Raw genomic sequence first — 24,171 nt, 5'->3', positions numbered from 1 at the left:
CTCAATAGCATTGGTGGTATAAATCACCTTACGAATAGGCTCAGGATAGCGGAAATAAGCTGATAAATTATCCCATTTACGACGCCATGATTGGATGACGATTGGATACTTATCGCCCCATTTTTTCTCAAGTTCATCTAATGCATCAATTGCTGCTTCACGAGAGACCGCCTTGTAAACAAGTTTCAAATCGCTCATAAATGCTTTGTGATGTTTAGAGGCAACATACTTAATTGAATGGCGGATTTGATGAATAACACAAAGTTGAACCTCTGTTTGTGGGTAAATAGTATTAATCGCTTCAGGAAAGCCAACTAATCCATCGACACAAGCAATTAAAATGTCATTTAATCCTCGGTTTTGTAAATCGGTCAACACCGATAACCAAAAATGAGCCCCTTCGTTTTCAGATAAATACAAGCCTAATACTTCCTTTTTTCCGGCTAAATTAAGTGCAAGTACAGTATAAACAGCCTTGCTGTGATAAACCCCATCTTCTTTTACTTTATAATGAATTGCATCCATCCAAACAAACGGATAAAGCGATTCTAGCGGTCGTTGTTGCCATAATCTGAGCTCAGGAATGATTTTATCTGTAATGGCGGTTAAAGTTGCAGGAGAAAGACGAAAAGCATAAATCTCTTCAATATGCTGGCTGATATCTTTATAACTCATCCCCAGCGCATACATACTGAGAATTTTTTGTTCAATTTCATCGTTTAATGTTGTCTGATTTTTTTTGATGAGTTGAGGTTCAAATGAACCGTTTCTATCTCTTGGTGCATCAAGTTCGAAACTGCCTGATGAGCTTTTTATTGTCTTTGAACTCTTACCATTACGCCGATTAGGGGTAATGTCGTTGGCTAAATGAGAATCTAATTCCGCCGATAACGCCGCTTCTGTTAGCTGCTTGATTAATGGCGTTAAAATACCATCTTTACCCGTTAGCGGTTGACCATTTTGTAATAATTTTAATGCTTTTTCAAAATCAAATTCTTAGGACATGGGTCATTTCCTTTTTTGCTACATAGTTTACCGAAATGACACAGAATATTGAACAGTCTCTAAATTATCAATTTTTGATAATGATAAATAAAAACCCTTTAACAAGGCACAATCAACTAAAACATACCAATAATTCTCACTTGAAGCGTCTGGTATAAAAGGTAATAACAAAGACGACATACCGGTAACCTAATATTAATAAATCAGTTAAATAAATTTCTATTCTTCAATTTGACTTGGCTTTAATGGCCTTGTGGTTGGAACATAAATATCCCAAGATTCCATTTCAGGAATATCGCTGACAGTTTTATCACAAGAAACTGACACATGCCAATATCCCGAAGGTATATCCCACAATTTTTTATGAGGATCATATTCTGCCCATTCAGCTTTGAGTGGCACTAAGCACCTATTAACAATAATTCTTAAATCGGGCTCTAATGATCTCCAGTGAGTATTGTGTTCTTTATTATAGGCTTCAATAACTTCAATTGCTTTATCATTAATATATTTCAAGCCATGAATTTGCTCATTACCATAATGTTTCTGTACATTCGTTAAAACATGTGAATGTGCATAATTTGTTATCAAACTAATAAAAAAAAATAAAATCATTGTGTTTATAGGTGTTTTCATATTATTTATCCTATTATAAGTTTTCCCACATATTTGCCATCGCTGTCTGATCTATTGCTAATTAAATATTGATATAAATCATTCCATTTTTGTATTTCATAACAGGTAATGCATCCTTCCGATAAATTCCCTACATGAACAAAATTACTATTATATGTTGGCGCATATTCTATCGGAAACCATACCGTATCATAAGCTAATGCTTTATATCCATTTGGATCGGCTCGATAATAATCTGTTGACTCTTTGTCTCCTGCTGTAAATGGAGCCAAAATATTATAAGTTCCATTAGGTAGTGGTTTTGAATGCAAGATTTGTCTATAATAAGGACTAAGTGGGTTTGTTTCTACATAATCCACATCTGAATCAATGGTAATTCGTGCTTTGTTTCCGTTAAAACTGAGGTCTGCAAATAATTGGTTTAATTCTTGTTTTCTAATAATAGAAATTTCCTTTTTTCTTTTTAGATTTGTAACGGTTAATGTTGCACCAGTTCCTCTAGAACAGTCAATTAGACATTTTATTGCATTTTTATTACTTAAACTTGCAATATTATTAGCATATCGACCTTCTTTAATCAAAAAGTAGGTTCGGTCATTTTCAACTTTTTGAATAATGACTTTTGTATAATCACAAAGAAAAGCAAATTTATTACTCGGGTCTAGTTTTACTTTTAACCAGCCAGAGGTATCTATTGATTTAGTATAAAAGTGTTTTACAGTAACAGTTGTTACTATATTTTCGACATTATTCGTTGTATTAGCAAATACTTGATTATACATAAATTATTCCTTTTTCAGCATATAAAGCATTCAAACTTCACATTTTCAGCTTCGTCAGACAATATACATTCAGTTCGCCCCTCACTATCTGTTATACCTTCAATGACTTTGCCTGAGCCCAACGTTAATTTATATTTAACATTAGCTAATAGCTCACCCTCTTCATTTTTTAATACAAACACTTTTTGATATTCATCAAGCGATGGAGACACTTTTGCTGACGTATCAATTGGACAACGCTCAATAAAGGGGATACCGCTGCCAGCCAGTGCAGCTAAAATCGCAGGATTAAGCGGAGCTCTTACACTTGATGGGCTACCTGCATCACAAATATTTACCACTGGGCCAATATTAATTTTCGGACCATTAATATCAATGCCTCCAGCATGTACGACAATATTAGCCAACTTATTAATTAACTAGTGTGACTAACAACCCGCATCACGATTAACCTATTCTATAAAGAAGATTGTTTATATTCAGCCGAATATTTTCTAATCATTAGTACTTTCTATCATTACAGTTAACTGATTAATTAAGATAATCTAATTGGGTTATCTTAATTAAATCATTTCTGTAAACAATGCAATATTTTTTGTAGATCAAAGCTTATCTGAGCTGATGAATATTTAAATTTACTACTGAAAGAAATCAATATTGTGCCTCATATATCATTTGTAAAACGAATCAATAACCAATACAATTAGCGACATATTTTCATTAGCAATAATAGATAGGACATTAACTCGTCATGCAAGAACAATATCGCCCTGATGAAATCGAAGCCACTGTACAAAAACACTGGCAAGAAAATAAAACCTTTCACGTTACTGAAGATCCATCAAAAGAGAAGTACTACTGCTTATCAATGCTCCCTTACCCTTCTGGGCGCTTGCATCTTGGCCATGTTCGTAACTATACCATTGGTGATACCATTTCACGTTATCAGCGCTTAAACGGAAAAAATGTACTACAACCTATCGGTTGGGATGCGTTTGGTTTGCCTGCTGAAGGTGCTGCTGTTAAAAATAATACTGCACCTGCAAAATGGACTTATGAAAATATTGCTTATATGAAAAAGCAATTACAGCTTTTAGGCTTTGGTTATGATTGGGATCGTGAAGTGACCACTTGTCGTCCCGAATACTATAAATGGGAACAATGGTTCTTCACTAAACTATTTGAAAAAGGCTTAGTTTATAAAAAAACATCAGCAGTTAACTGGTGCCCTAACGATCAAACGGTTCTTGCTAATGAGCAAGTGGTTGAAGGTTGCTGCTGGCGTTGTAACACCCCTGTTGAGCGTAAAGAGATCCCGCAATGGTTTATTAAAATTACTGCTTATGCCGAAGAATTGCTTAATGATCTAGACACATTAGAAAGTTGGCCAGAGCAAGTTAAAACCATGCAACGTAACTGGATTGGTCGTTCTGAAGGGGTCGAATTTGATTTTGCTGTTGAAAATTACGCTGATAAGTTACGCGTCTACACAACACGCCCTGATACGTTAATGGGCGTTAGCTTTGTCTCCGTTGCCGCAGAGCATCCGCTTGCTCAATTAGCAGCCAAAAACGATCCTAAAATTGCCGAGTTTGTCGCTGAATGTAAAAACACTAAAACAGCCGAAGCCGATATGGCAACCATGGAAAAGAAAGGTATTGCTACTGGTTTTTATGCTATTCACCCTTTAACAGGTAAAAAAGTCCCTGTTTGGATTGCCAATTTTGTGTTAATTGAATATGGCACAGGCGCAGTAATGGCGGTTCCTGCCCATGACGAGCGTGATTATGAGTTTGCTTCTAAATATAACTTGCCAATTAACTCCGTTATTTTAAACCAAGACGGCAATGCACCTGATGTATCTGAGCAAGCCTATACTGAGCATGGGATCCTATTTAATTCTGGTGAGTTTGATGGCCTTAATTTTGAACAAGCATTCAATGCCATTGCTGATAAGCTAATAGGATTGGGTATTGGTCAACGTAAAGTTAACTACCGTTTACGCGACTGGGGCGTTTCACGCCAACGCTATTGGGGAGCGCCAATTCCAATGGTAACACTTGAAGATGGTACAACTATACCTACTCCAGCAGATCAATTACCAGTTATTTTACCTGAAGATGTCGAAATGAATGGCATTACCAGCCCGATTAAGGCCGATCCTAACTGGGCCAAAACAACTGTAAACGGACAAAACGCACTGCGTGAAACTGATACTTTTGATACTTTTATGGAATCATCTTGGTATTATGCTCGTTATACTTGCCCACACTATGACAAAGGCATGTTAGATGAAAACGCGGCAAACTATTGGTTACCTGTTGATCAATATGTCGGTGGTATTGAACATGCTATTATGCATTTACTTTATTTTAGATTCTTCCATAAATTAATGCGTGATTTTGGTTTGGTATCATCAGACGAACCAGCAAAACGCTTGCTATGCCAAGGCATGGTATTAGCAGATGCATTTTACTACACAAGTCCAACGAATGAACGTATTTGGGTGTCACCAACTGAAGTCACGATTGAACGTGATGAGAAAGGACGCATTGCTAAAGCCATTGACAGTAAAGGTAATGAGCTTGTTCATGCTGGCATGACGAAGATGTCAAAATCGAAAAATAATGGTATCGATCCACAAGAAATGGTTGAAAAATACGGTGCGGATACCGTTCGGTTGTTTATGATGTTTGCTTCGCCTGCTGATATGACACTGGAATGGCAAGAGTCTGGCGTTGAAGGTGCTAACCGATTTATTAAACGTGTTTGGCGTTTAGTTTACGAACATGCCCAAAAGGGACAAACAGCTAAACTTGATATTGCAAGTTTAAATAGCGAACAAAAAACATTACGTCGTGAATTACATAAAACCATTGCGAAAGTGAGTGATGATATTGGTCGTAGACAAACCTTTAATACGGCTATTGCTGCTGTGATGGAGTTTATGAATCGCTTACAAAAAGCGCCACAAGAAACCGAGCAAGATCGAGCTCTAATGGATGAGGCATTAAATGCAATTGTTCGATTACTTTACCCTATGATGCCACACGCCTGTTTTGTTATGTGGCAAGCTTTAGGCCATAGCGAACCGATCGATAACACTACATGGCCTATCGCTGATGAATCGGCAATGGTTGAAGATGAAAAGCTCATTGTTGTGCAAATTAATGGTAAAGTTCGCGGTAAATTTACTGTGCCAGCTAATGCCGATCAAGATTTTGTTATGGCACAAGCAAAACAAGAGCCTAACATCCAAAAATATTTGATCGATGTTGCTATCCGTAAGGTGATTTACGTACCGGGTAAATTGTTAAACCTTGTTGTTGGTTAATATTGTTTGATAACTCAATTTAGGCGGTTATAAGTATGAGAAAATATTTAGCATTCATTATGTTATTAACAATATCCTTAACAGGATGTGGATTTCATCTGCAGCATGAGCCAGAAGTACCTGAACGTTTCAAAACGATGTCTTATGTAAGTTATGATCCTTATGGCCGCCTGTCTCGCAATATTAAAGAGTTATTGCACGATAACCAAGTGACTCTAGCCAATAATAATGCTTCAGAGCAATTGCCATCGCTAAGAATGATAAGCGAAAATCTAAGTCGCAATACCATTTCAATTTATCAGGATGGTAAAGCTGCCGAATATCAATTAGTCTTAGCTGTTGAAGCACAAGTTGTTATTGCTGGTCAACAGACATACCCAATTAGTGTTCGTGTATTTAGAACGTTCTTTGATAATCCATCTGAAGCATTAGCGAAAACGGTCGAGCAAGATTTAATTGAAAACGAGATGTTTAAACAGGCAGCTAAACAAATCATTCGTAAATTAAAATCAATTGATGCGGTAAATTAACGTTATCATGATTAAAATTAGTGCCGATCAAATTAGCCATAAATTAGGATCACCTTATTATTTGATTTTAGGTAGTGATCCTTATTTACAGCATTATACGCAAACTGAGTTACGAAACGCTTTTAAACTTGCTGGCTTTGATGAACAGCTTACTTTTGTTATTGATAATCAAACTGATTGGATAGCCATTTTTGATTGCTGCCAAGCAATGAATTTATTTTCAAGCAACACTTTGCTTCTACTTGATTTTGGTGAGAATTCATTAAATGCAGGCATTACCGCTAAACTTAATACGCTCAGCGAGATTTTAACGCCTGATATTGCACTGATAATCACGCTCAATAAAATGACTAAAACACAAGAAAATGCAATTTGGTATAAAGCTTTATCGGATAAATTGGTTGTTGTCAATTGTGCCACACCCGATACCTTACAACTACCACAATGGGTTAAAAATCATTTACAGCAACAACAAATTGCTATTGAGCCTAAAGCAATAGATCTACTTTGCTATTATTATGAGGGCAATTTGCTTGCATTAACGCAAATTATTGCACAGCTAAAATTGTTGTATCCCGATCACATCATTTCTTATGACGAAGTCGAAAGCAATATTAATGATTCAGCAATATTTACGCCCTATCATTGGACTGATGCATTAATGGCCAATAAAATAAAAAGGGCTATGCATATTTTACAGCAGTTAAAGATGAATGAATTTGAGCCATTAATTTTGTTGCGAATTATTCAACGTGAGCTAATACTGATCATTAATTTAAAAAAAGGGTTACAGCAAAAATCTTTAAAACAGGTTTTTGATGAATATAAAATTTGGCAAAATAAAAGAACGATTTATACCAATTATCTAAATCGTTGTGATATTAAAAGCTTGTTTAATTTACTAGCCAAACTGACTGAAATTGAAATCAGTCTAAAACATGATAATCAAGTTCAAATATGGGACGAAATATTTAATTTATCGATGCAATTTATGGGATTAGATAAATGTTGAACGCATTATTAGGAGGGACTTTTGATCCTATCCATTATGGACATCTTCGTCCTGCTATTTCATTAGCAAATGAAGTGGGATTAAAGCAAATTAGTTTATTGCCTAATCATATTCCACCCCATAAACCTCAACCCGAAGCCAATACTGAACAACGTTTAACAATGTTAAAATTAGCTATCGAAGATTTACCTTTATTTGCGTTAGATATAAGAGAGATCGTTCCTATAGCATCAAAACGCCCGTCTTACACTATTGAAACACTTCAAGCGTGGCGAGAAGAAAAGGGAAATAGTAATGGACTGGCGTTTATTATGGGGCAAGATTCATTATTGAGCTTGCCAACTTGGAACAAATGGAAAACACTGCTCGATTACTGCCATTTGTTAATTTGCCGTAGACCAGGTTATGCACAAAATACCAATAACATTGAGCTACAACAATGGATTGATGAACATAGTACAACCAAAGTTGAACAATTACATGACTCACCTCATGGCTATATCTTTTTTGCGCATACACCACTTGAAGATATTTCAGCAACGGAAATTAGGCGAAATATTAACAATCAAGCACGTTGTGAAAAGTTATTGCCACCTCAAGTATGGCACTATATTCAGCAACAAAGACTTTATAACATAAAGAAATAGTAGAAAGGGCTTTACATCTGACAGTTTTTTCGGCATTATTTCGCCGCTGTATTTATATATTCTGAACTCAGTTTTTTTGTGTTTATACTTAGCTTGTTAGGCTTCTCATCAAATACCGATAAGGTAAGATAAAAGTGTAACATTATTGTTTTGTCATTAAGCACTTTACATGGCAAATCAATTAAGTATATTTAATTTGTATTTATTATTAAGAGGCCCCAATGGCAAAAGAAGATAACATTGAAATGCAAGGTACCATACTTGATACACTTCCAAACACGATGTTTCGTGTTGAACTTGAAAATGGTCATGTCGTTACTGCACATATTTCTGGTAAGATGCGAAAAAATTATATTCGTATTCTCACTGGCGATAAAGTTACTGTTGAAATGACGCCTTACGATCTATCTAAAGCACGTATCATCTTCCGTAGTCGCTAATATCGTTATCTAAATAAACTATTTAAAAGTATAACGGTTTATTTATCTCTTTTTTAATAAAAAATCCGTCGACCTTTGTCGACGGATGAGTGATAAATTTAAACTAGCGATTTAATCTTCTTTAGAAAAGTTCATCTGATCGTATTTAACCCATTTTGTCTTTTTGACTATTTTGTAACTAAAATAAATTACTAAAAATAGCGGTAAACCAATATAGGTTGCAATCACGCCATTCCAGTCAATGGTGTCTTGTAAAAATGCTTCGTAATTCTGACCTAAAGTAATAATCAAACATAGTACAAAAGCAAAAATAGGCCCCAATGGGAATAAGTTTGAGCGATATGGTAATTTATTAAGATCATGACCTTGAGCAATATAACCTTTTCTAAAACGATAATGGCTAATGGCGATACCAAGCCAAGCAATAAAGCCCGTCATACCCGACATGTTCAACAACCACAGATAAACTTCTTGATCTTTGTACATAGATGTTAAGAAACAAAGCATAGCGACAAATGTCGTTACTAGTAGCGCCACTCTAGGCACCCCTGATGACGATAATTTTCCAAAAATTTTCGGAGCCTTACCTTCTTTAGCTAAGGCATAAAGCATTCGAGTTGACGCATACAATCCTGAATTACCAGCAGAAAGAACTGATGTCAAAATAACAGCATTCATTAATGCCGCAGCTGACAGTAACCCTGCATTTTGGAATACTAAAGTAAATGGGCTTACACTAATGTCGGTTTCGTTATTGCGCAACAAATTAGGATCAGTATATGGAATAATTAAACTAATGACTAAGATTGCAAAGATATAAAATAACAAGATTCGCCAAAATACTTGTTTCATTGCTTTAGGGATGTTTTTTTCTGGAGAACTTGATTCACCCGCAGCAATACCTATCAGCTCTGTGCCTTGGAACGAAAACCCAACCACCATAGCTACGCCAATCATTGATGAAAATCCACCAACAAACGGAGCGTCACCTACTTGCCAATTGTGCCAACCTGCACCTTGTGCTCCACCCAAAATACCGACAATCATGAGCAACCCAACAGCAATAAAAAGAACAACAGTGACAACTTTAATTAGTGAAAACCAAAATTCTGCTTCACCAAAGCCTTTAACCGAAATATAGTTAAGGCAAAAGATAATGCTTAAAAATAGAAAGCTCCAAAGCCAACTATAACTACCTAAATCTATCCAATATGAGATCACCAATTGCGCTGCAACTAAGTCAACCGCAACAGTAATTGCCCAGTTGTACCAATAATTCCAGCCAATAGCAAAACCAAATGCCTCATCGACATAACGTGAGCCATAAGTTGCAAATGTTCCTGAAACGGGAAGATAAGCGGCCAATTCACCCAAGCTTGTCATTAAAAAGTAAACCATTACGCCGATAATGGCATAAGAAAGTAGTGCCCCTCCTGGGCCTGCCTGCGCAACTGTTGCACCAGATGCAACAAATAATCCTGTACCAATGGAACCACCAATGGCAATCATGGTTAAATGACGAGCCTTTAAATCTCGTTTTAATTTATTTTTCATAGCAATATTCTTCTTTATTAAAGAGAGTCAATTTTATAGCGTATACGTATTTTCAGCACGTTACATTCTTAGCTGTCAACTGGCAGCTCAAAATTTATATTAATCATTACAGATAAAATAAAATGCGCAGAAGTGTATCAAAAAAAAAGCATGACGAGATAAATAATTTTAATAATAAATCTCATTTGTTAAATAGAAGCAATACTTACCCACGTGTAAGTTGTTCTAATTGAGTTAAATAATCCAATGCTTGCTCACGATTATCACCGCACATCTCGTAACAGGGTTGTAACCGCTCACAAACGGATGGTCTTGATGCAAGCCCGAATAGCTGGCATTTAAAATTTTCACCTAAATGAATACAAGCAATACCAGCTATTTTACCATTAGGCATGCCAGGAATATGAGAAGAAATTGATGGTGCAATACAACAAGCACCACAATTTTCTCGACATTGAAATAAATTTGCCATCATTTTTCCTTTAATTTAAAGCTTATTAATAAATTTAGTTGGTGACAATAACAAGTTAGCGTTAAAATAGCGAGTTAATTTTTTAACTCTATTTTTAATAATCGCGAAGAAAATATTATGGCTAAAGCAAATGAAATAAAACGTGGCGATGCAGTCGCCTATAATGGCAAATTATTACTCGTTAAAGATATTGATGTTCAAAGCCCTAGTGCTCGTGGTGCCAGTACGCTTTATAAAATGCGTTTTACTGACGTCAAAAATGGCGGTAAAGTCGAAGAACGATTTAAAGGAGATGATATCCTCGAAACCATTGAACTGTCTCGCCGTCCTGTTAGTTTTTCTTATATTGATGGGGATGAATATGTGTTTATGGATAATGAAGATTACACATCATTTATTTTCAAAAAAGAACAAATTGAAGATGAGCTTTTATTTATTCCTGAGGGCGGAATGGATGGAATTCAAGTATTAATGGCGGACGACGAAGTCATCGCATTAGAGCTACCACAAACTGTCGATTTAGAAATTGTTGAAACTTCGCCAAGTATTAAAGGTGCTTCAGCAAGCGCACGAACTAAACCTGCAACACTATCAACGGGTCTTGTTATTCAAGTTCCTGAGTATATTGATAATAATGAAAAAGTCAAAATTCACATCGCTGAGCGTCGCTATATGAGCCGGGCGGAATAACAAATAAGATTGTGATGAATACATATAATCAAAATAAACTACATAAACGATTGCGTCGCCTAACGGGCGAAGCAATCGCTGATTTTAATATGATTGAACAAGACGATCGTATTATGGTTTGCCTATCAGGTGGTAAAGATAGTTATACTTTGCTTGATATTCTTATTAATTTAAAAATCAGTGCCCCAATAAATTTCGAATTAATTGCGGTTAATTTAGATCAGAAACAACCTGGTTTTCCCGAACACGTTTTACCAGAGTATTTAAATTCGCTTGGTATTGAGTATAAAATCGTCCAAGAAAATACCTATGGCATTGTTAAAGAAAAAATCCCTGAAGGCAAAACAACTTGTTCTTTATGCTCACGCCTTCGTCGGGGAATTTTATATCGCACTGCGACCGAGCTTGGCGCAACTAAAATTGCGCTTGGGCATCATCGTGATGATATATTAGAAACACTGTTTTTAAATATGTTCTATGGTGGCAAACTTAAAGCAATGCCCCCTAAGTTAATGAATGATTCGGGTGAACATATCATTATCCGACCGCTGGCTTACTGTAAAGAAAAAGATATTGCTAAATATGCGCAAATTAAGCAATTCCCGATTATTCCTTGTAATCTTTGTGGTTCACAACCCAACTTACAAAGACAAGTCATTAAAGAAATGCTAAATGAGTGGGATAGGAAGTTTCCTGGCCGGATAGAAACCATGTTTCGAGCCACGCAAAATATCACCCTATCCCATTTGTGTGATACTAATTTATTTGATTTTAAAGGGATTCAAAAAGGTGATAGTGCTATTAATGGTGGTGACATCGCTTTTGACCGCGAAGATATCGCACCAATCAGCTTTGATGCTTCAGATCTTGAAGATCAGGATCTGATTTTGTGGAAAGAAGTAAAATAGTGGCTTAATACTTAATATTGTAGACTCACACCGCTTCCTCATGAATGCCACTAATGTGGCATTTATTTTTTATTAATATCACTCAACATGTTTTAAAACTTTACCGTTGTGAAGAAATTTTAGTGAATATATACGTAGATAATACATGCGATTGAGTAAAAAATTTTACAAATTCAGTTACTCTATACAAAGTAATAGTTTTAAAAAGTTTATTGGATTATTTGAAATTAAGCCTTTTTAAAAACAATTATTTAATCTATCCATTACTGGCAGCTAAAATTTTCAGCCATTAATAATATTAAAACAACATTTTTCACAAATGCTTGCAGAATCCCCCTCCTTTAGTATTTTATTATTGCTTTATTTCATGGCGAAATAATCGAAAATAACAAGCTTCTTTATTTTCATTACTATAAATTATTACCTAATCAAGTATCGCGGTTCAAAGGTAAACAATTCATCCCCCATGATGAGCTTTCTCATTCTAGCCGTTGCGAGGCTATCATGATAAATGACTTAAAGCTTTTCTCCGCTTTTGACTACGAGCCTCATCGTTGAAAGTAACAAAATAATAATATTTTACTCACTACATTAACCACTTACGCCAGCTTTGATTAACAATATTTTTTACTTGACTGAATTGCGAATCATCAACAGTACTTGGTAAAGCTTGTAATGCCAATTGATGAATTTTATTGCGCATGTCAATATAAGCTTGTGTTAGTTGCTGGGCTTCGTTGCTATCCATAATTTGGTAATTTGTTGCGAGTTCTAAAATACGAACGTTGTCGCTCCATGTTGTCATTTTTGGGTATTGATAAGCATAATTAAGTACAAGATATTGCGATAAAAATTCAATATCACCAATCCCCCCTTCATCAATTTTTAAATTAAACAAATGCGTGTGTGATGTGCTAAGGTGGGCTCTCATTTTTTCGCGCATTTGCCGAACTTCTGTTTTTAAGGTATTTTGATCTCGCTTTTTACAAAGTACATTATGACGAATTTGGTTAAAACGTTTTATTAATTCGCTTTCGCCATATACGGCTCTGGCTCGTACTAATGCTTGATGTTCCCAAGTCCAAGCTTCATTCATCTGGTAATCCTCAAATGAATTTAAGCTACACGCAAGTAACCCAGCATTTCCCTGAGGGCGGAGCCTTACATCGACTTCATATAAAATACCAAAGCTAGTACGTACATTAAATAGATGAATAATTCGTTGTACTAAACGCAAATAAAATTGACGACTGTCGATCTGTTTTTCGCCTTTGGTCATGCTATTTACTGGGCAATCGTGTAAAAAGACTAAATCAAGATCGGAACCATAACCTAGCTCCCAGCCACCTAATTTGCCATAAGCAACAACAACTAATCCTTTGTCATTAGCAGATAAATGTTCTGGCTGACCATAACGGGCGGTTATTTGATTCCACGCCATTTGTATAACAAAATCGAGTAATGCTTCGGCCACATAGGTTAGGTGATCACTGACTTTCATGGTGGTTAATACATGTTCAACATCTGCGGTAGCAATATGGAGTAATTGCATTTGCTTAAATTGTCGTAATGCTTCCAGTTGTTGTTCTTCATCATCCACTTGAATACGAAGTAAATATTGATAAAGTTGGCTTTTATATTCGTGTGGTGCAATCGTTTGGTGTAGCGAATTAACATCAATAAGTTCATCAAGCAATATGGGGTAATGAGCGAGTTGATCACTGATCATTGGTGATGCACTGCATAAGCGAATCACCTGTTTTAATGCGATTGGGTATTCTAGTAATAACTCTAAATAGGTGGTACGACTAACAATATTAACTAGCAAAGGAAAAATTCTCGATAAAATGACTATTGCTTGTTTTTCACTACAAATGGATTCTAATAATCTAGGCATCAATTGATCGAGTATTTCACGCCCCCGTACACCAATAGTACGTTTACCGATATCATCGCGAAATTGTACAAGCATTTGCCAAAGTTGATTTACATCATCATCTGAATAAGATGGCAGTATTGCTTTTACATCATTTATTTGTAGATCGGGTACCCAAAGATCATCGAACTGATCATTGTATTGTTTTGCCGTGGATGATGTCGATTCATGTTCACCAATAAGCTGATTAAATATTTGGCGATTAGCTTGCATGCGCTTAGTTAAGTCACGTTGAAAATCAGCCCAATTAGCCAATCCCATACCGCTAGCTAGGCGCAGCTGATCAAGTTCATCATCTGGTAAGGTTTGAGTTTGTTCATCGTTAATAGCTTGCAGTAAGTTTTCACAACGGCGTAAAAAAAGATAGTTTTCACGTAATGCGGTTACTTCATCAGTGTTGAGCAATGATTCTTGTTCAATAACCTGTAAAGCCGTGAGCAGTGAACGGGTTTGTAACCCCACTACTCGCCCACCACGTATAAGCTGAAAGACTTGCACAATAAACTCAACTTCCCGAATTCCCCCAGCACCAAGCTTAATATTATTTTTTAAACTGCGACGACGTACTTCACGTTCAATCATGCTTTTCATATTACGCAATGACTGTAAGACGCTAAAGTCGATATAACGGCGATACACAAAGGGTTTTAGCATTTGGTAAAGTTCATTGACATAAGGCGATTGTTGATCCCCAAGTATTTTAGCTTTGACCATTGCATAACGCTCCCAATCACGACCTTGCTCTTGGTAGTAGTCTTCCATAGATGAAAAACTTAACACCAAAGGTCCGCCATCACCTAGCGGGCGCAAGCGCATATCAACACGATAAACAAAACCATCTTCGGTAATTTGATCAAGAGCTTTAATTAAGCGTTGCCCTAATCGAGTGAAGAATACACTATTATCAAGCTCTCGTCGCCCACCTTGCGTTTGCCCATGCTCTGGGTAAGTAAAAATCAAATCAATATCAGACGAAAAATTAAGTTCTCCACCGCCCAGTTTACCCATCCCTAAAATTAGCAAGGGTTGTAATTTACCTTGTGCATTACAAGGAGTGCCCCACTCTTTACAACTCAGTTCATAAAGCCAATCACGAGCCGTAACAATAATCACTTCTGCCAACTCGCTTAATTGTAATAAAATTTGCTCATCACAACTGATGTGGGTTAATTGAGACCATGCTAATCGAACTAAAATATAACGCCTAAATTGCCGTAATTCTTTCATCAATTCAGTTTCATCCGAAACTAAGGTTAATTTTTTAGTTAACCAATTTTGGTAATATTGTCGTTCGTCGGCTTTCAGTGGATTGTTTGCTATCTCTGAGAGCCACTGTGGGAATCGATAAAAAGCATCCACCAAAAAATCACTTTGTACTAAAATATCAAGATTAGCTTGCACTTCATCTGGCTGGCATTTTCTAAGTTGCGAGATAACTTTTTGCTTTTGTTGTTCAAGCAAAAGGCAAAGTGGTAGATTAAATTCCGACATGGGCAAACTCTCTTAGAAATATTGTTACTAAAAGTAAAATCACCAAAATAAGCCTCTATTATAAATAACTTTTTTCATTGATATAGTATTTATATAAAAAATAAAAGTTTGTAGAAAAATAGTGGCGTATGCTTTTTGTTGTTATTTTATCAAAAGATCTTAAAGATAATTCACTATATATTGAATATCTTATTTAAGATTCGTTATTTACTTCAAGTGGTTAATTTTGATTTAAGGCAGGTAATTATTTTTACCATTTAAACGGTATAGACATATTGAATGTTTTTTTACAAAATAGGGAATACCTCATAATTAATAGATAGCTAATCATCAGGTAATTTATTCACTATTTTTGGGTATACTATTTTGCAAGATGAGCTACATCAATGGAGCTTATTTACTAAAAGAAAAATCTTAAAATTCTATCGTATCAATGTTCAATACGATAGAATGATGATCTTATTTGCTAAAAAATACCTTTACTACTTTGCGAACAACGAGCCAACCAATCAAACATAACACTACAAAAAATGCTATAATATAAGAGAATGCAATAGCTAAAATTTGTTTATCATTCAATAACTTAACCATCTTGTCAAGCCATCCTAAATTCATAAAATAGGTATTGATAAAAAAAACAATTATAGATAGTAGCAAGGTTACACTAAAAGCAATAGCAGAACTAAAAGCTAAATTTTTTAGTTGAAGTTTAGACCCGACAGAAGTAAATTGTTTGCGTAAAGCAATGTAGCCAACGGTATTACATATTAGTAAAAAAATTGAATGAAAACTCATCGCAAAAATATCTGATTCGAAAAGAAAATCAGGAAGTAAAAAGTAATTCAAAAAGAATAAGACAATAACCAAATAATAAAAATTAAATAACAAGATAAATAAAGATAAATGAATTTTTTGACTATACTTTGTAGGCAATGCAATCATTTCCAGTTCCGTTACAAAAACCGAACGCAATAGTTTTATCCCTAAACAAATCCCCATGAATATCCAAATATAACTAACAAACCGCAATATTCCTATATAAAACCTATAGGTATAAAAGAAGTATGATTCCAACAAGTAACTATTCAAAAACACGCCTGTCTGCTGGGCAAATATAATTTGATAAGCATATAAACCAATGATTATCAAAAGTACTATTGTAAATGCATATAAAAGATTATTTGCGTTGACTCGATAAATAAAATATTGGTTTAATACTATTGCTGAAGTAATAAAAACTAGAACCAGATTCGCTAATTGATTAAAAGTATTAGTTAAAATTAGGGTATTTAATAATGATATACTATAACTATTTGAACTAAATAAAGCCAATACTTCATCGCTGTGAAAATCACTATTAACAAAAAGCAAACATCCAATCGTAAAGATGCTATCAAGAATCCAATAAAAGAGTACAAAAAAGAACGGTAATTTAAAAAAAGAGAATTTCATCTATTTTTAGTCCATTAATTAAGAGTCAGATTCGCAATCAATGCCAGTTTTAACCTTGTGTTCAGTTCACTAAAAGCAAACTTTTCTATTGAGTTAAAAGACAATAATGCCTCTTGCCATTGAGTAAATTCAGGTTCAAGAGATAAGTTTTTATCAGCTAATACATTACTAATCTGCTTTAAAGTTTGTTGATAAAAATTTAAGTTGTTAGTTTCTAACGCATATTCTTCATTTTGTTGCCAAAAATTGAGCAGTTGCGTTAAATTTTGATTCATTTTAATATCAAACTGACAGCTTTTCAATGGTGAATTTTTAAGCAACAAATAACCTCTAGCGGCTTTACTTTGTGAAAAAAGATGTAAATGAAATCGACTTAATTCAAGCGCAAAATTGAGCAAATCTTGTTTATTACCCTGTTTGAGTTCAAGTTCGACTTCTTGAATAATTTTAACCTTTTGGTTTGACTTAATCTCTCCTTGATCTAAAGCGACTTCAATTTCACTACTTGCAAACGAAATCAACCAAGTTTGACGTTTGAAATCAGTACTAAACAATGGCAATAAATTTTGTTGTAACTGGGCAATATTACAATTATCAGGTAATGCCGCATGTGGTAATAGTGTTAAATCAGGTTCTGAGTTAGGTAAGTTGACATTAAATTCTATTCGTTCATGTAAACCAGCCACTGATTTTCTATCTCGCTTTAAGGTAATTTCAAACTTTTTTTGGTGATTTTCTTCACATCCTCTTACACGCAGACCACAATGGTTATTACGTAAATAATGATCGTTTGTGTCATAATAAGTATTAGTCAAGTTGAATTTTGTAGAACGTCGTTTGACTGATGATATTGCCGAAAATTCGGCTTCGTCACTATCAGCCCATTGTTCCAAAAAACATTTTAAATTAGCAATATCGTTGTCATTGATTTCAAATTTTAATTCGATTTCGTTACTCATTATTCTGTTTTATCTTAGTTATTTTGCTATATGATATATTGAACAGTTAAAGAAATATACTTAATCATTAATTAAAAAATTGAATCTTGGAGTTGAGTTAAATCCCAAAATTGTGAAAAAAACACTAAAATTAAGATGATTAAATTTAAATGAAAAATATTAGCAATTACGCAAACTATCATGATAAATAGATGACCTACTCTTTCATTCAATTTTATTAAGATCCATACTAAGTATATTTAATTCAGTTTTATTTTATTAAAACACTTTATTTTCGGAAGCGTTTTGACAAACAAATTTATTTTAAGACAAATAAAAATGCCGTTAGTTTGAGCTAACGGCATTTTACTAAGTAAATTAATCACTTATTGTCACTATTTTTTCTTTGCTTTGGCATTAGGTAAATCGGTGACTGAGCCTTCATAAATTTCAGAAGCTAAGCCGATCGATTCATGCAATGTTGGGTGAGCATGGATAGTTAATGCAATATCTTCGGCATCACAGCCCATTTCAACAGCTAAGGTGATTTCACCTAGTAATTCACCGCCATTCACGCCAACAACCGCACCACCTAGCAAGCGATTATCTGCTTTATTAAAGATGAGTTTTGTCATCCCTTCTGAACAATCCGAAGCAATAGCGCGCCCTGAAGCAGCCCATGGGAAGATTGATACTTCATAATCAATGCCTTTTTCTTTCGCTTCTTTTTCAGTTAAACCAACCCAAGCTACTTCTGGCTCAGTATAAGCGATAGAAGGAATAGTTTTTGGATCAAAGAAGTGTTTTTTACCTGCAATCACTTCTGCTGCCACATGCCCTTCGTGTACACCTTTATGCGCAAGCATTGGTTGACCCACAATATCACCAATGGCATAAATGTGTGGTACGTTAGTGCGCATCTGTTTATCTACTTCGATAAATCCACGATCAGTCACGTTAACACCTGCTTTTTCTGCACTAATTAACTTACCATTTGGCGTACGACCAATCGCCACTAATACCGCATCATAAGTATGGGTTTCGGTGGTGCCGTCTTTCTTTTCCATGGTGACGTAAATTGCATCATGTTTGGCTTCAACGGTGGTCACTTTGGTTTCTAATCGTAAAGTGAATTTCTTTTGGATCTGCTTAGTAAAGACTTTGATCACATCTTTATCAGCAGCAGGGATCACTTGGTCAAACATTTCAACCACATCGACTTCTGAACCTAACGCATGGTATACAGTCCCCATTTCAAGACCAATAATTCCGCCACCCATTAATAATAATTTTTTAGGAATGGTAGTTAGCGCTAAGGCATCTGTTGAATCCCAAATACGCGGATCATCATGTGGAATAAAAGGTAACTTAATTGGACGAGAACCCGCTGCAATAATCGCATTATCAAAGGTAATTTTAGTGATCCCTTTTGAAGAAGTCACCTCCATAGTATGGCTACCAGTAAACTGAGCTTCACCTTGAATCACATTGACTTTGCGCATTTTTGCCATGCCAGCAAGTCCGTTAGTCAGCTGACTAATGACTTTTTCTTTCCAGCCACGCACTTTGTCTAATTCAAGTCTCGGGGTACCAAAATGGATACCATGTTCAGTTAATGATTTTGCTTCATCGATTACTTTAGCGACATGAAGTAATGCTTTTGATGGAATACAACCTACATTTAAACAGACACCACCCAGTGTTGAATAACGTTCAACAAGGGTAACATCTAGTCCAAGGTCGGCAGCACGGAACGCAGCGGAATAACCCGCTGGTCCTGCTCCTAAAACCACAACTTGTGTTTTAACATCTTGACTCATAATTTGATCTCCTTAATTACATCACTAAACGACGTAAGTCGGATAAGACGTTAACAATATGGCTTAAGAAGCGCGCACCATCCGCACCATCAATAACACGATGATCGAATGATAATGATAAAGGCAACATTAAGCGTGGTGTAAACTCTTTGCCATTCCATACTGGTTTCATGCTAGAACGAGATACGCCTAAAATGCCCACTTCTGGCGCATTGACAATTGGTGTAAACGAGGTTGTACCAATACCACCAAGGCTAGAAATAGTGAAACATCCACCTTGCATATCGCTACCAGTCAATTTACCTTCACGCGCTTTTTTAGAAATTGCCGCAAGTTCTCGAGAAAGCTCAACAATGCCTTTTTTATCAACATCTTTAAACACTGGCACAACAAGACCGTTTGGTGTATCAACAGCTACACCAATATTAATGTATTTTTTGATAATTAGCGTTTGAGCATCTTCAGATAATGAGCTATTAAAGCGAGGATACGCTGTTAATGCGCTAGCTACCGCCTTCATGATAAACACTAAAGGTGTGATCTTAAGGTCAAGCTTCTTCTTATCAGCTTCTGCATTTTGTTGCTTACGGAATGCCTCTAAATCAGTAATATCGGTTTCATCAAACTCCGTCACATGTGGAATCATGACCCAGTTACGGTGTAAATTTGCACCTGATACTTTTTGGATTTTAGTTAATGGTAGGCTTTCAACTTCACCAAATTTACTAAAATCAACTTTCGGCCATGGTAATAAACCAAGTAATGCACCACCAGCAGCGCCACTTTCAACTTGTTTAACTGCGTTTTTAACGTAGGCTTGAATGTCTTCACGCAAAATACGGTTTTTAGGACCTGTCGCGGTGACTTTAGCAAGATTTACGCCAAATTCACGCGCTAAACGACGTACTGATGGAGTTGCATGCGCATAAGCATCATTTTCAACAAAGTCATTGCCTGATGATACAGGCGCTGATTGTGCGGTAACAGGCGCTGATGTTGGCGCTGGTGCGACTTTTTCAGCAACAGGTGCTGGAGCAACCGGCGCTGTTTGAGTAGCTGGCGCTGCACTAGTTGTGTTTTCAAATTCCATAATTTTGGAACCTGTTTTCACCTTATCGCCCACTTTCACTGTGATACTTTTAACGATGCCGGCAATGGTTGCGGGTACTTCCATTGAAGCTTTATCACCTTCAACGGTAATTAACGAATCATCAACAGATATAGTATCGCCAACTTTTACTAAAATTTCGGTCACTTCAACTTCGTCGCCACCGATATCAGGTACATTGACATCAACAGTTTGACTCACTACAGCAGCAGTTGGTGCGACTTCAACTTTTGGTGCTTCTTGTGCTGGAGCCGCAGGCTCTGCACCGCCCTGTTCATCAAAGACCATAATGTCCACACCCGTTTGGACTTTATCGCCAATTTTTACAGAAATAGATTTAACAATACCAGCTTGTGGTGCTGGAATTTCCATTGATGCTTTATCACCTTCAACAGTCATAATTGACTGATCAGCTTCAACTTTGTCGCCTATTTTAACCAGAATTTCGGTTACTTCTACTTCGTCACCACCGATATCAGGTAATTTGATTTGAATACTCATTATAATAACCTCTTATGCAATTCGTGGATTAAGTTTATCGGCATTGATTTCAAATTTTTTGATCGCATCTTCAACAACGCTAACTTCAATATCGCCACGTTTAGCAAGTTCACCCAATGCTGCAACCACAACATAAGATGCATCGACTTCGAAGTGATGACGTAAATTTTCACGGCTATCACTACGACCAAAGCCGTCAGTACCAAGCACTCGATAACTTTCAGCTGGTACAAATCCACGAATTTGCTCAGCAAACAATTTCATATAATCAGTTGAAACCACTGCTGGATTGTTATTCATAATTTGAGCAACATAAGGCACTTTTGGTGTTTCACTTGGATGTAACATATTATATCGTTCACAATCTTGACCATCACGAGCAAGTTCAGTAAATGATGTTACGCTATAAACATCTGAGCTAATACCATAATTTTTAGCCAAAATATCAGCAGCTTCACGTACATGACGTAAAATTGAACCTGAACCTAATAGCTGCACAGTTGGTTTGCCTTTTTGACCTTCAACGGTATCAAGTTTATAAATACCACGACAAATCCCCTCTTCTGCACCTGCTGGCATTGCAGGTTGTGCATAGTTTTCGTTAAGGGTGGTGATGTAGTAATACACATTTTCTTGTTCGCCATACATACGACGTAAACCGTCTTGCATAATCACAGCCACTTCATACACATAAGCAGGATCATAAGAGATACAATTTGGAATAGTTAATGATTGAATATGGCTATGGCCATCTTGATGTTGTAGACCTTCACCGTTTAATGTTGTACGACCAGATGTGCCACCGATCATAAATCCACGTGCTTGTTGATCGCCAGCAGCCCACATTAAATCACCAATACGTTGGAAACCAAACATAGAATAGTAAATATAGAATGGAATCATTGGGAAATCATTGGTACTATATGATGTCGCAGCCGCTAACCATGAAGCGGTCGCACCACATTCATTGATCCCTTCTTGTAGAATTTGCCCTTTTTCATCTTCACGATAATAAGCAACTTGTTCTCTATCTTGCGGTGTATATTGTTGACCATGAGGATTGTAGATACCGATTTGACGGAACAAACCTTCCATACCAAAAGTACGCGCTTCATCAGCCAAAATTGGTACTAAGCGTGGTGCTAACTCTTTATCCTTAAGCATGATATTAAGTGCACGAACAAAGCCAATTGTGGTTGATATTTCTTTTGATTGTGCTTCAAGTAATGACGAAAATTCGCTTAATGCTGGGATTGAAACACTGCCAGAAAATTTGGTTAATCTTGATGGAACATAGCCATGTAATGCATTACGACGTTCATGAATATATTTGTATTCTGGCGTGTGTTCCTCAAATTTGATATAAGGTAATTTTTCAAGTGCTTCATCTGTTACAGGAATATTGAAGAAATCACGAACATGGCGAACGCCATCCATATTCATTTTTTTCACTTGGTGGGCAATATTTTTAGCTTCAGCTGCATCACCCATACCATAGCCTTTAATTGTGTGAGCAAGAATGACTGTTGGACGATCTTTAGTCTCTTTTGCTCGTTGGAATGCTGCAAACATTTTAGCTGGATCTTGACCACCACGGTTTAATCTAAAGATTTCTTCATCAGTCATATCTTTAACTAGCTCTGCTGTTTCAGGATATTTACCAAAGAAATGCTCGCGAACATAAGCACCGTCTTTTGATTTTAATGTTTGATAATCACCATCAAGTGTTTCATTCATTAGTCGAATTAACTTACCAGATTTATCTTTTTGTAGAAGTTTATCCCAACGGTCACCCCAAAGAACTTTAATCACGTTCCAACCTGCACCAGCAAAAACACCTTCTAATTCATTAATGATCTTACCGTTGCCTGTTACCGGTCCATCTAAACGTTGTAAATTACAGTTGATAACAAATACCAAATTATCTAGTTTTTCACGTGTTGCAACGGTAATTGCACCTTTTGATTCTGGTTCATCCATCTCTCCATCACCTAAGAAAGCATAGACGGTTTGTTCAGAAGTATCTTTCAATCCACGATTTTCTAAATATTTTAAAAAACGTGCTTGATAAATAGCACCAACAGGACCAAGCCCCATTGATACTGTTGGAAATTGCCAAAATTCTGGAAGTAATTTAGGATGAGGATATGATGGTAAACCTTTACCATGAACTTCTTGACGGAAGTTATCTAACTGATCTTCGGTTAAACGTCCTTCAATAAAGGCTCGAGAGTAAATACCTGGTGAGATGTGCCCTTGGAAGTAGATTAAATCACCGCCATCTTTTTCATTACGAGCACGGAAAAAGTGGTTAAAACAGACTTCATAAAACGTAGCAGCAGACTGGAACGATGCCATATGACCACCAAGCTCTAAATCTTTCTTTGAAGCTCGTAACACCATCATAATTGCATTCCAACGGACAATTGAACGAATACGTCTTTCTATTTCCCAATCGCCAGGATAAGTAGGTTGATCTTCTACTGGAATAGTATTGACATAATTACTTGTTGAAGATCCAAAAAGTACTGGAACACCCCCATCTCTCGCCTTATTAACTATTTGTTCAATAATATATTGTGCACGTTCGATTCCTTCTTCTCGAATAATAGACTCAACACTTTTGAGCCAATCTTGTGTTTCAATGGGATCGACATCATTCATTTGCATGTCCGACATATAAAAACCTCTTTTTTTGTTTAGAAAAATGCAGTATTTGCTATCCTTAGCTATAAATAACTATATAAATTACAACTCTGCATTATGGAGTTTCATCGCATAAGTCTGCCATTTTCATAAAAAAAGTAAAGCAAACCAAAGCTTAGAAAAGAATGTTAATTCCTATCAAATTAATCAACTATTTCAATACTAATAATAAAATAAATGTTATTTATCTGATAAATAACTAAATTTTA

18 protein-coding genes and 1 pseudogene are annotated in these 24,171 nt (G+C 35.9%); 7 read left to right on the top strand and 12 right to left on the bottom strand.

The window, feature by feature from the left end; translation table 11 throughout:
• The 4 genes and pseudogenes from A9G42_RS01120 to A9G42_RS01105 form a co-directional block, all read right to left on the bottom strand.
• Positions 1-993, bottom strand: a pseudogene (locus tag A9G42_RS01120) (IS256 family transposase); the annotation flags it as partial.
• 231 nt (positions 994-1,224) lie between these two features.
• Complete coding sequence (locus A9G42_RS01115; RefSeq protein WP_065652389.1) at positions 1,225-1,641, bottom strand: hypothetical protein; 417 nt, start codon at positions 1,639-1,641, stop codon at positions 1,225-1,227.
• 5 nt (positions 1,642-1,646) lie between these two features.
• A complete protein-coding gene (locus A9G42_RS01110) occupies positions 1,647-2,423 on the bottom strand; it encodes a hypothetical protein (protein ID WP_065652388.1) in 777 nt (258 codons plus the stop codon).
• Positions 2,424-2,437: 14 nt separating this feature from the next.
• Positions 2,438-2,830 (bottom strand): hypothetical protein, encoded by a 393-nt coding sequence (locus A9G42_RS01105; protein ID WP_065652387.1) that lies wholly within the window; start codon positions 2,828-2,830, stop codon positions 2,438-2,440.
• Between the two features lie 344 nt (positions 2,831-3,174).
• Between A9G42_RS01105 and leuS the strand changes: the two genes are divergently transcribed.
• The 5 genes from leuS to infA all read left to right on the top strand — a co-directional run bounded on the left by leuS (position 3,175) and on the right by infA (position 8,386).
• Entirely contained in the window at positions 3,175-5,757 is a 2,583-nt protein-coding gene (gene leuS / locus A9G42_RS01100) for a leucine--tRNA ligase (RefSeq protein ID WP_065652386.1), read from the top strand.
• Positions 5,758-5,792: 35 nt separating this feature from the next.
• Positions 5,793-6,287: an LPS assembly lipoprotein LptE gene (gene lptE, locus A9G42_RS01095; RefSeq protein WP_065652385.1), complete on the top strand. Its 495-nt coding sequence runs from the start codon at positions 5,793-5,795 to the stop codon at positions 6,285-6,287.
• Between the two features lie 7 nt (positions 6,288-6,294).
• The gene (gene holA / locus A9G42_RS01090; RefSeq protein ID WP_065588109.1) at positions 6,295-7,299 is read left to right on the top strand and encodes a DNA polymerase III subunit delta; all 1,005 of its coding nucleotides are present in this window, start codon (positions 6,295-6,297) and stop codon (positions 7,297-7,299) included.
• Positions 7,293-7,946 carry a nicotinate-nucleotide adenylyltransferase gene (gene nadD, locus A9G42_RS01085; protein WP_065652384.1) on the top strand — a complete coding sequence of 218 codons (654 nt, stop codon included), beginning with the start codon at positions 7,293-7,295 and terminating at the stop codon, positions 7,944-7,946. The genes holA and nadD overlap by 7 nt, the downstream gene beginning before the upstream one ends.
• 221 nt (positions 7,947-8,167) lie before the next feature.
• Entirely contained in the window at positions 8,168-8,386 is a 219-nt protein-coding gene (infA, locus tag A9G42_RS01080) for a translation initiation factor IF-1 (RefSeq protein ID WP_025315083.1), read from the top strand.
• A gap of 111 nt (positions 8,387-8,497) precedes the next feature.
• On the opposite strand, the gene A9G42_RS01075 is transcribed toward infA, so the two are convergent.
• Entirely contained in the window at positions 8,498-9,940 is a 1,443-nt protein-coding gene (locus A9G42_RS01075) for an amino acid permease (RefSeq protein ID WP_065581845.1), read from the bottom strand.
• A gap of 205 nt (positions 9,941-10,145) precedes the next feature.
• The gene (locus A9G42_RS01070; RefSeq protein ID WP_065652383.1) at positions 10,146-10,412 is read right to left on the bottom strand and encodes a YkgJ family cysteine cluster protein; all 267 of its coding nucleotides are present in this window, start codon (positions 10,410-10,412) and stop codon (positions 10,146-10,148) included.
• A gap of 117 nt (positions 10,413-10,529) precedes the next feature.
• On the opposite strand from A9G42_RS01070, the gene efpL reads away from it, so the two are divergent.
• Both efpL and ttcA read left to right on the top strand, forming a co-directional pair.
• Positions 10,530-11,102 (top strand): elongation factor P-like protein EfpL, encoded by a 573-nt coding sequence (gene efpL, locus A9G42_RS01065; RefSeq protein WP_065652382.1) that lies wholly within the window; start codon positions 10,530-10,532, stop codon positions 11,100-11,102.
• A gap of 14 nt (positions 11,103-11,116) precedes the next feature.
• A complete protein-coding gene (gene ttcA, locus A9G42_RS01060) occupies positions 11,117-12,010 on the top strand; it encodes a tRNA 2-thiocytidine(32) synthetase TtcA (RefSeq protein ID WP_065652381.1) in 894 nt (297 codons plus the stop codon).
• A 586-nt stretch (positions 12,011-12,596) separates the two neighbouring features.
• Here ttcA and glnE read toward each other — a convergent pair.
• The 6 genes from glnE to aceE all read right to left on the bottom strand — a co-directional run bounded on the left by glnE (position 12,597) and on the right by aceE (position 23,935).
• Entirely contained in the window at positions 12,597-15,437 is a 2,841-nt protein-coding gene (glnE, locus tag A9G42_RS01055; protein WP_065652380.1) for a bifunctional [glutamate--ammonia ligase]-adenylyl-L-tyrosine phosphorylase/[glutamate--ammonia-ligase] adenylyltransferase, read from the bottom strand.
• Positions 15,438-15,896: 459 nt separating this feature from the next.
• Entirely contained in the window at positions 15,897-16,889 is a 993-nt protein-coding gene (locus A9G42_RS01050) for a hypothetical protein (protein WP_065652379.1), read from the bottom strand.
• 14 nt (positions 16,890-16,903) lie between these two features.
• A complete protein-coding gene (locus A9G42_RS01045; protein ID WP_065567465.1) occupies positions 16,904-17,848 on the bottom strand; it encodes a CYTH domain-containing protein in 945 nt (314 codons plus the stop codon).
• Positions 17,849-18,222: 374 nt separating this feature from the next.
• Positions 18,223-19,647 carry a dihydrolipoyl dehydrogenase gene (lpdA, locus tag A9G42_RS01040; RefSeq protein WP_065652378.1) on the bottom strand — a complete coding sequence of 475 codons (1,425 nt, stop codon included), beginning with the start codon at positions 19,645-19,647 and terminating at the stop codon, positions 18,223-18,225.
• A 16-nt stretch (positions 19,648-19,663) separates the two neighbouring features.
• Positions 19,664-21,256 carry a pyruvate dehydrogenase complex dihydrolipoyllysine-residue acetyltransferase gene (gene aceF / locus A9G42_RS01035; RefSeq protein WP_082211744.1) on the bottom strand — a complete coding sequence of 531 codons (1,593 nt, stop codon included), beginning with the start codon at positions 21,254-21,256 and terminating at the stop codon, positions 19,664-19,666.
• A gap of 12 nt (positions 21,257-21,268) precedes the next feature.
• A complete protein-coding gene (aceE, locus tag A9G42_RS01030) occupies positions 21,269-23,935 on the bottom strand; it encodes a pyruvate dehydrogenase (acetyl-transferring), homodimeric type (RefSeq protein ID WP_065652377.1) in 2,667 nt (888 codons plus the stop codon).
• Positions 23,936-24,171 lie beyond the last annotated feature (236 nt).

The organism is Gilliamella sp. Nev6-6 (assembly GCF_001690605.1).
In the GTDB taxonomy this organism is placed as follows: Bacteria; Pseudomonadota; Gammaproteobacteria; order Enterobacterales; family Orbaceae; genus Gilliamella; species Gilliamella apicola_C.
The sequence above is the reverse complement of the archived record's forward strand: the minus strand, read 5'-3'. Positions and strand labels throughout refer to the sequence as shown.

Excerpts from the sequence above, each read along its gene's own strand:
- A9G42_RS01115 (WP_065652389.1), bottom strand. The coding sequence starts at position 1,641 with ATGAAAACACCTATAAACACAATGATTTTATTTTTTTTTATTAGTTTG.
- A9G42_RS01110 (WP_065652388.1), bottom strand. The coding sequence starts at position 2,423 with ATGTATAATCAAGTATTTGCTAATACAACGAATAATGTCGAAAATATA.
- leuS (WP_065652386.1), top strand. The coding sequence starts at position 3,175 with ATGCAAGAACAATATCGCCCTGATGAAATCGAAGCCACTGTACAAAAA.
- lptE (WP_065652385.1), top strand. The coding sequence starts at position 5,793 with ATGAGAAAATATTTAGCATTCATTATGTTATTAACAATATCCTTAACA.
- holA (WP_065588109.1), top strand. The coding sequence starts at position 6,295 with ATGATTAAAATTAGTGCCGATCAAATTAGCCATAAATTAGGATCACCT.
- nadD (WP_065652384.1), top strand. The coding sequence starts at position 7,293 with ATGTTGAACGCATTATTAGGAGGGACTTTTGATCCTATCCATTATGGA.
- infA (WP_025315083.1), top strand. The coding sequence starts at position 8,168 with ATGGCAAAAGAAGATAACATTGAAATGCAAGGTACCATACTTGATACA.
- A9G42_RS01075 (WP_065581845.1), bottom strand. The coding sequence starts at position 9,940 with ATGAAAAATAAATTAAAACGAGATTTAAAGGCTCGTCATTTAACCATG.
- A9G42_RS01070 (WP_065652383.1), bottom strand. The coding sequence starts at position 10,412 with ATGGCAAATTTATTTCAATGTCGAGAAAATTGTGGTGCTTGTTGTATT.
- efpL (WP_065652382.1), top strand. The coding sequence starts at position 10,530 with ATGGCTAAAGCAAATGAAATAAAACGTGGCGATGCAGTCGCCTATAAT.
- ttcA (WP_065652381.1), top strand. The coding sequence starts at position 11,117 with ATGAATACATATAATCAAAATAAACTACATAAACGATTGCGTCGCCTA.
- glnE (WP_065652380.1), bottom strand. The coding sequence starts at position 15,437 with ATGTCGGAATTTAATCTACCACTTTGCCTTTTGCTTGAACAACAAAAG.
- A9G42_RS01050 (WP_065652379.1), bottom strand. The coding sequence starts at position 16,889 with ATGAAATTCTCTTTTTTTAAATTACCGTTCTTTTTTGTACTCTTTTAT.
- A9G42_RS01045 (WP_065567465.1), bottom strand. The coding sequence starts at position 17,848 with ATGAGTAACGAAATCGAATTAAAATTTGAAATCAATGACAACGATATT.
- lpdA (WP_065652378.1), bottom strand. The coding sequence starts at position 19,647 with ATGAGTCAAGATGTTAAAACACAAGTTGTGGTTTTAGGAGCAGGACCA.
- aceF (WP_082211744.1), bottom strand. The coding sequence starts at position 21,256 with ATGAGTATTCAAATCAAATTACCTGATATCGGTGGTGACGAAGTAGAA.
- aceE (WP_065652377.1), bottom strand. The coding sequence starts at position 23,935 with ATGTCGGACATGCAAATGAATGATGTCGATCCCATTGAAACACAAGAT.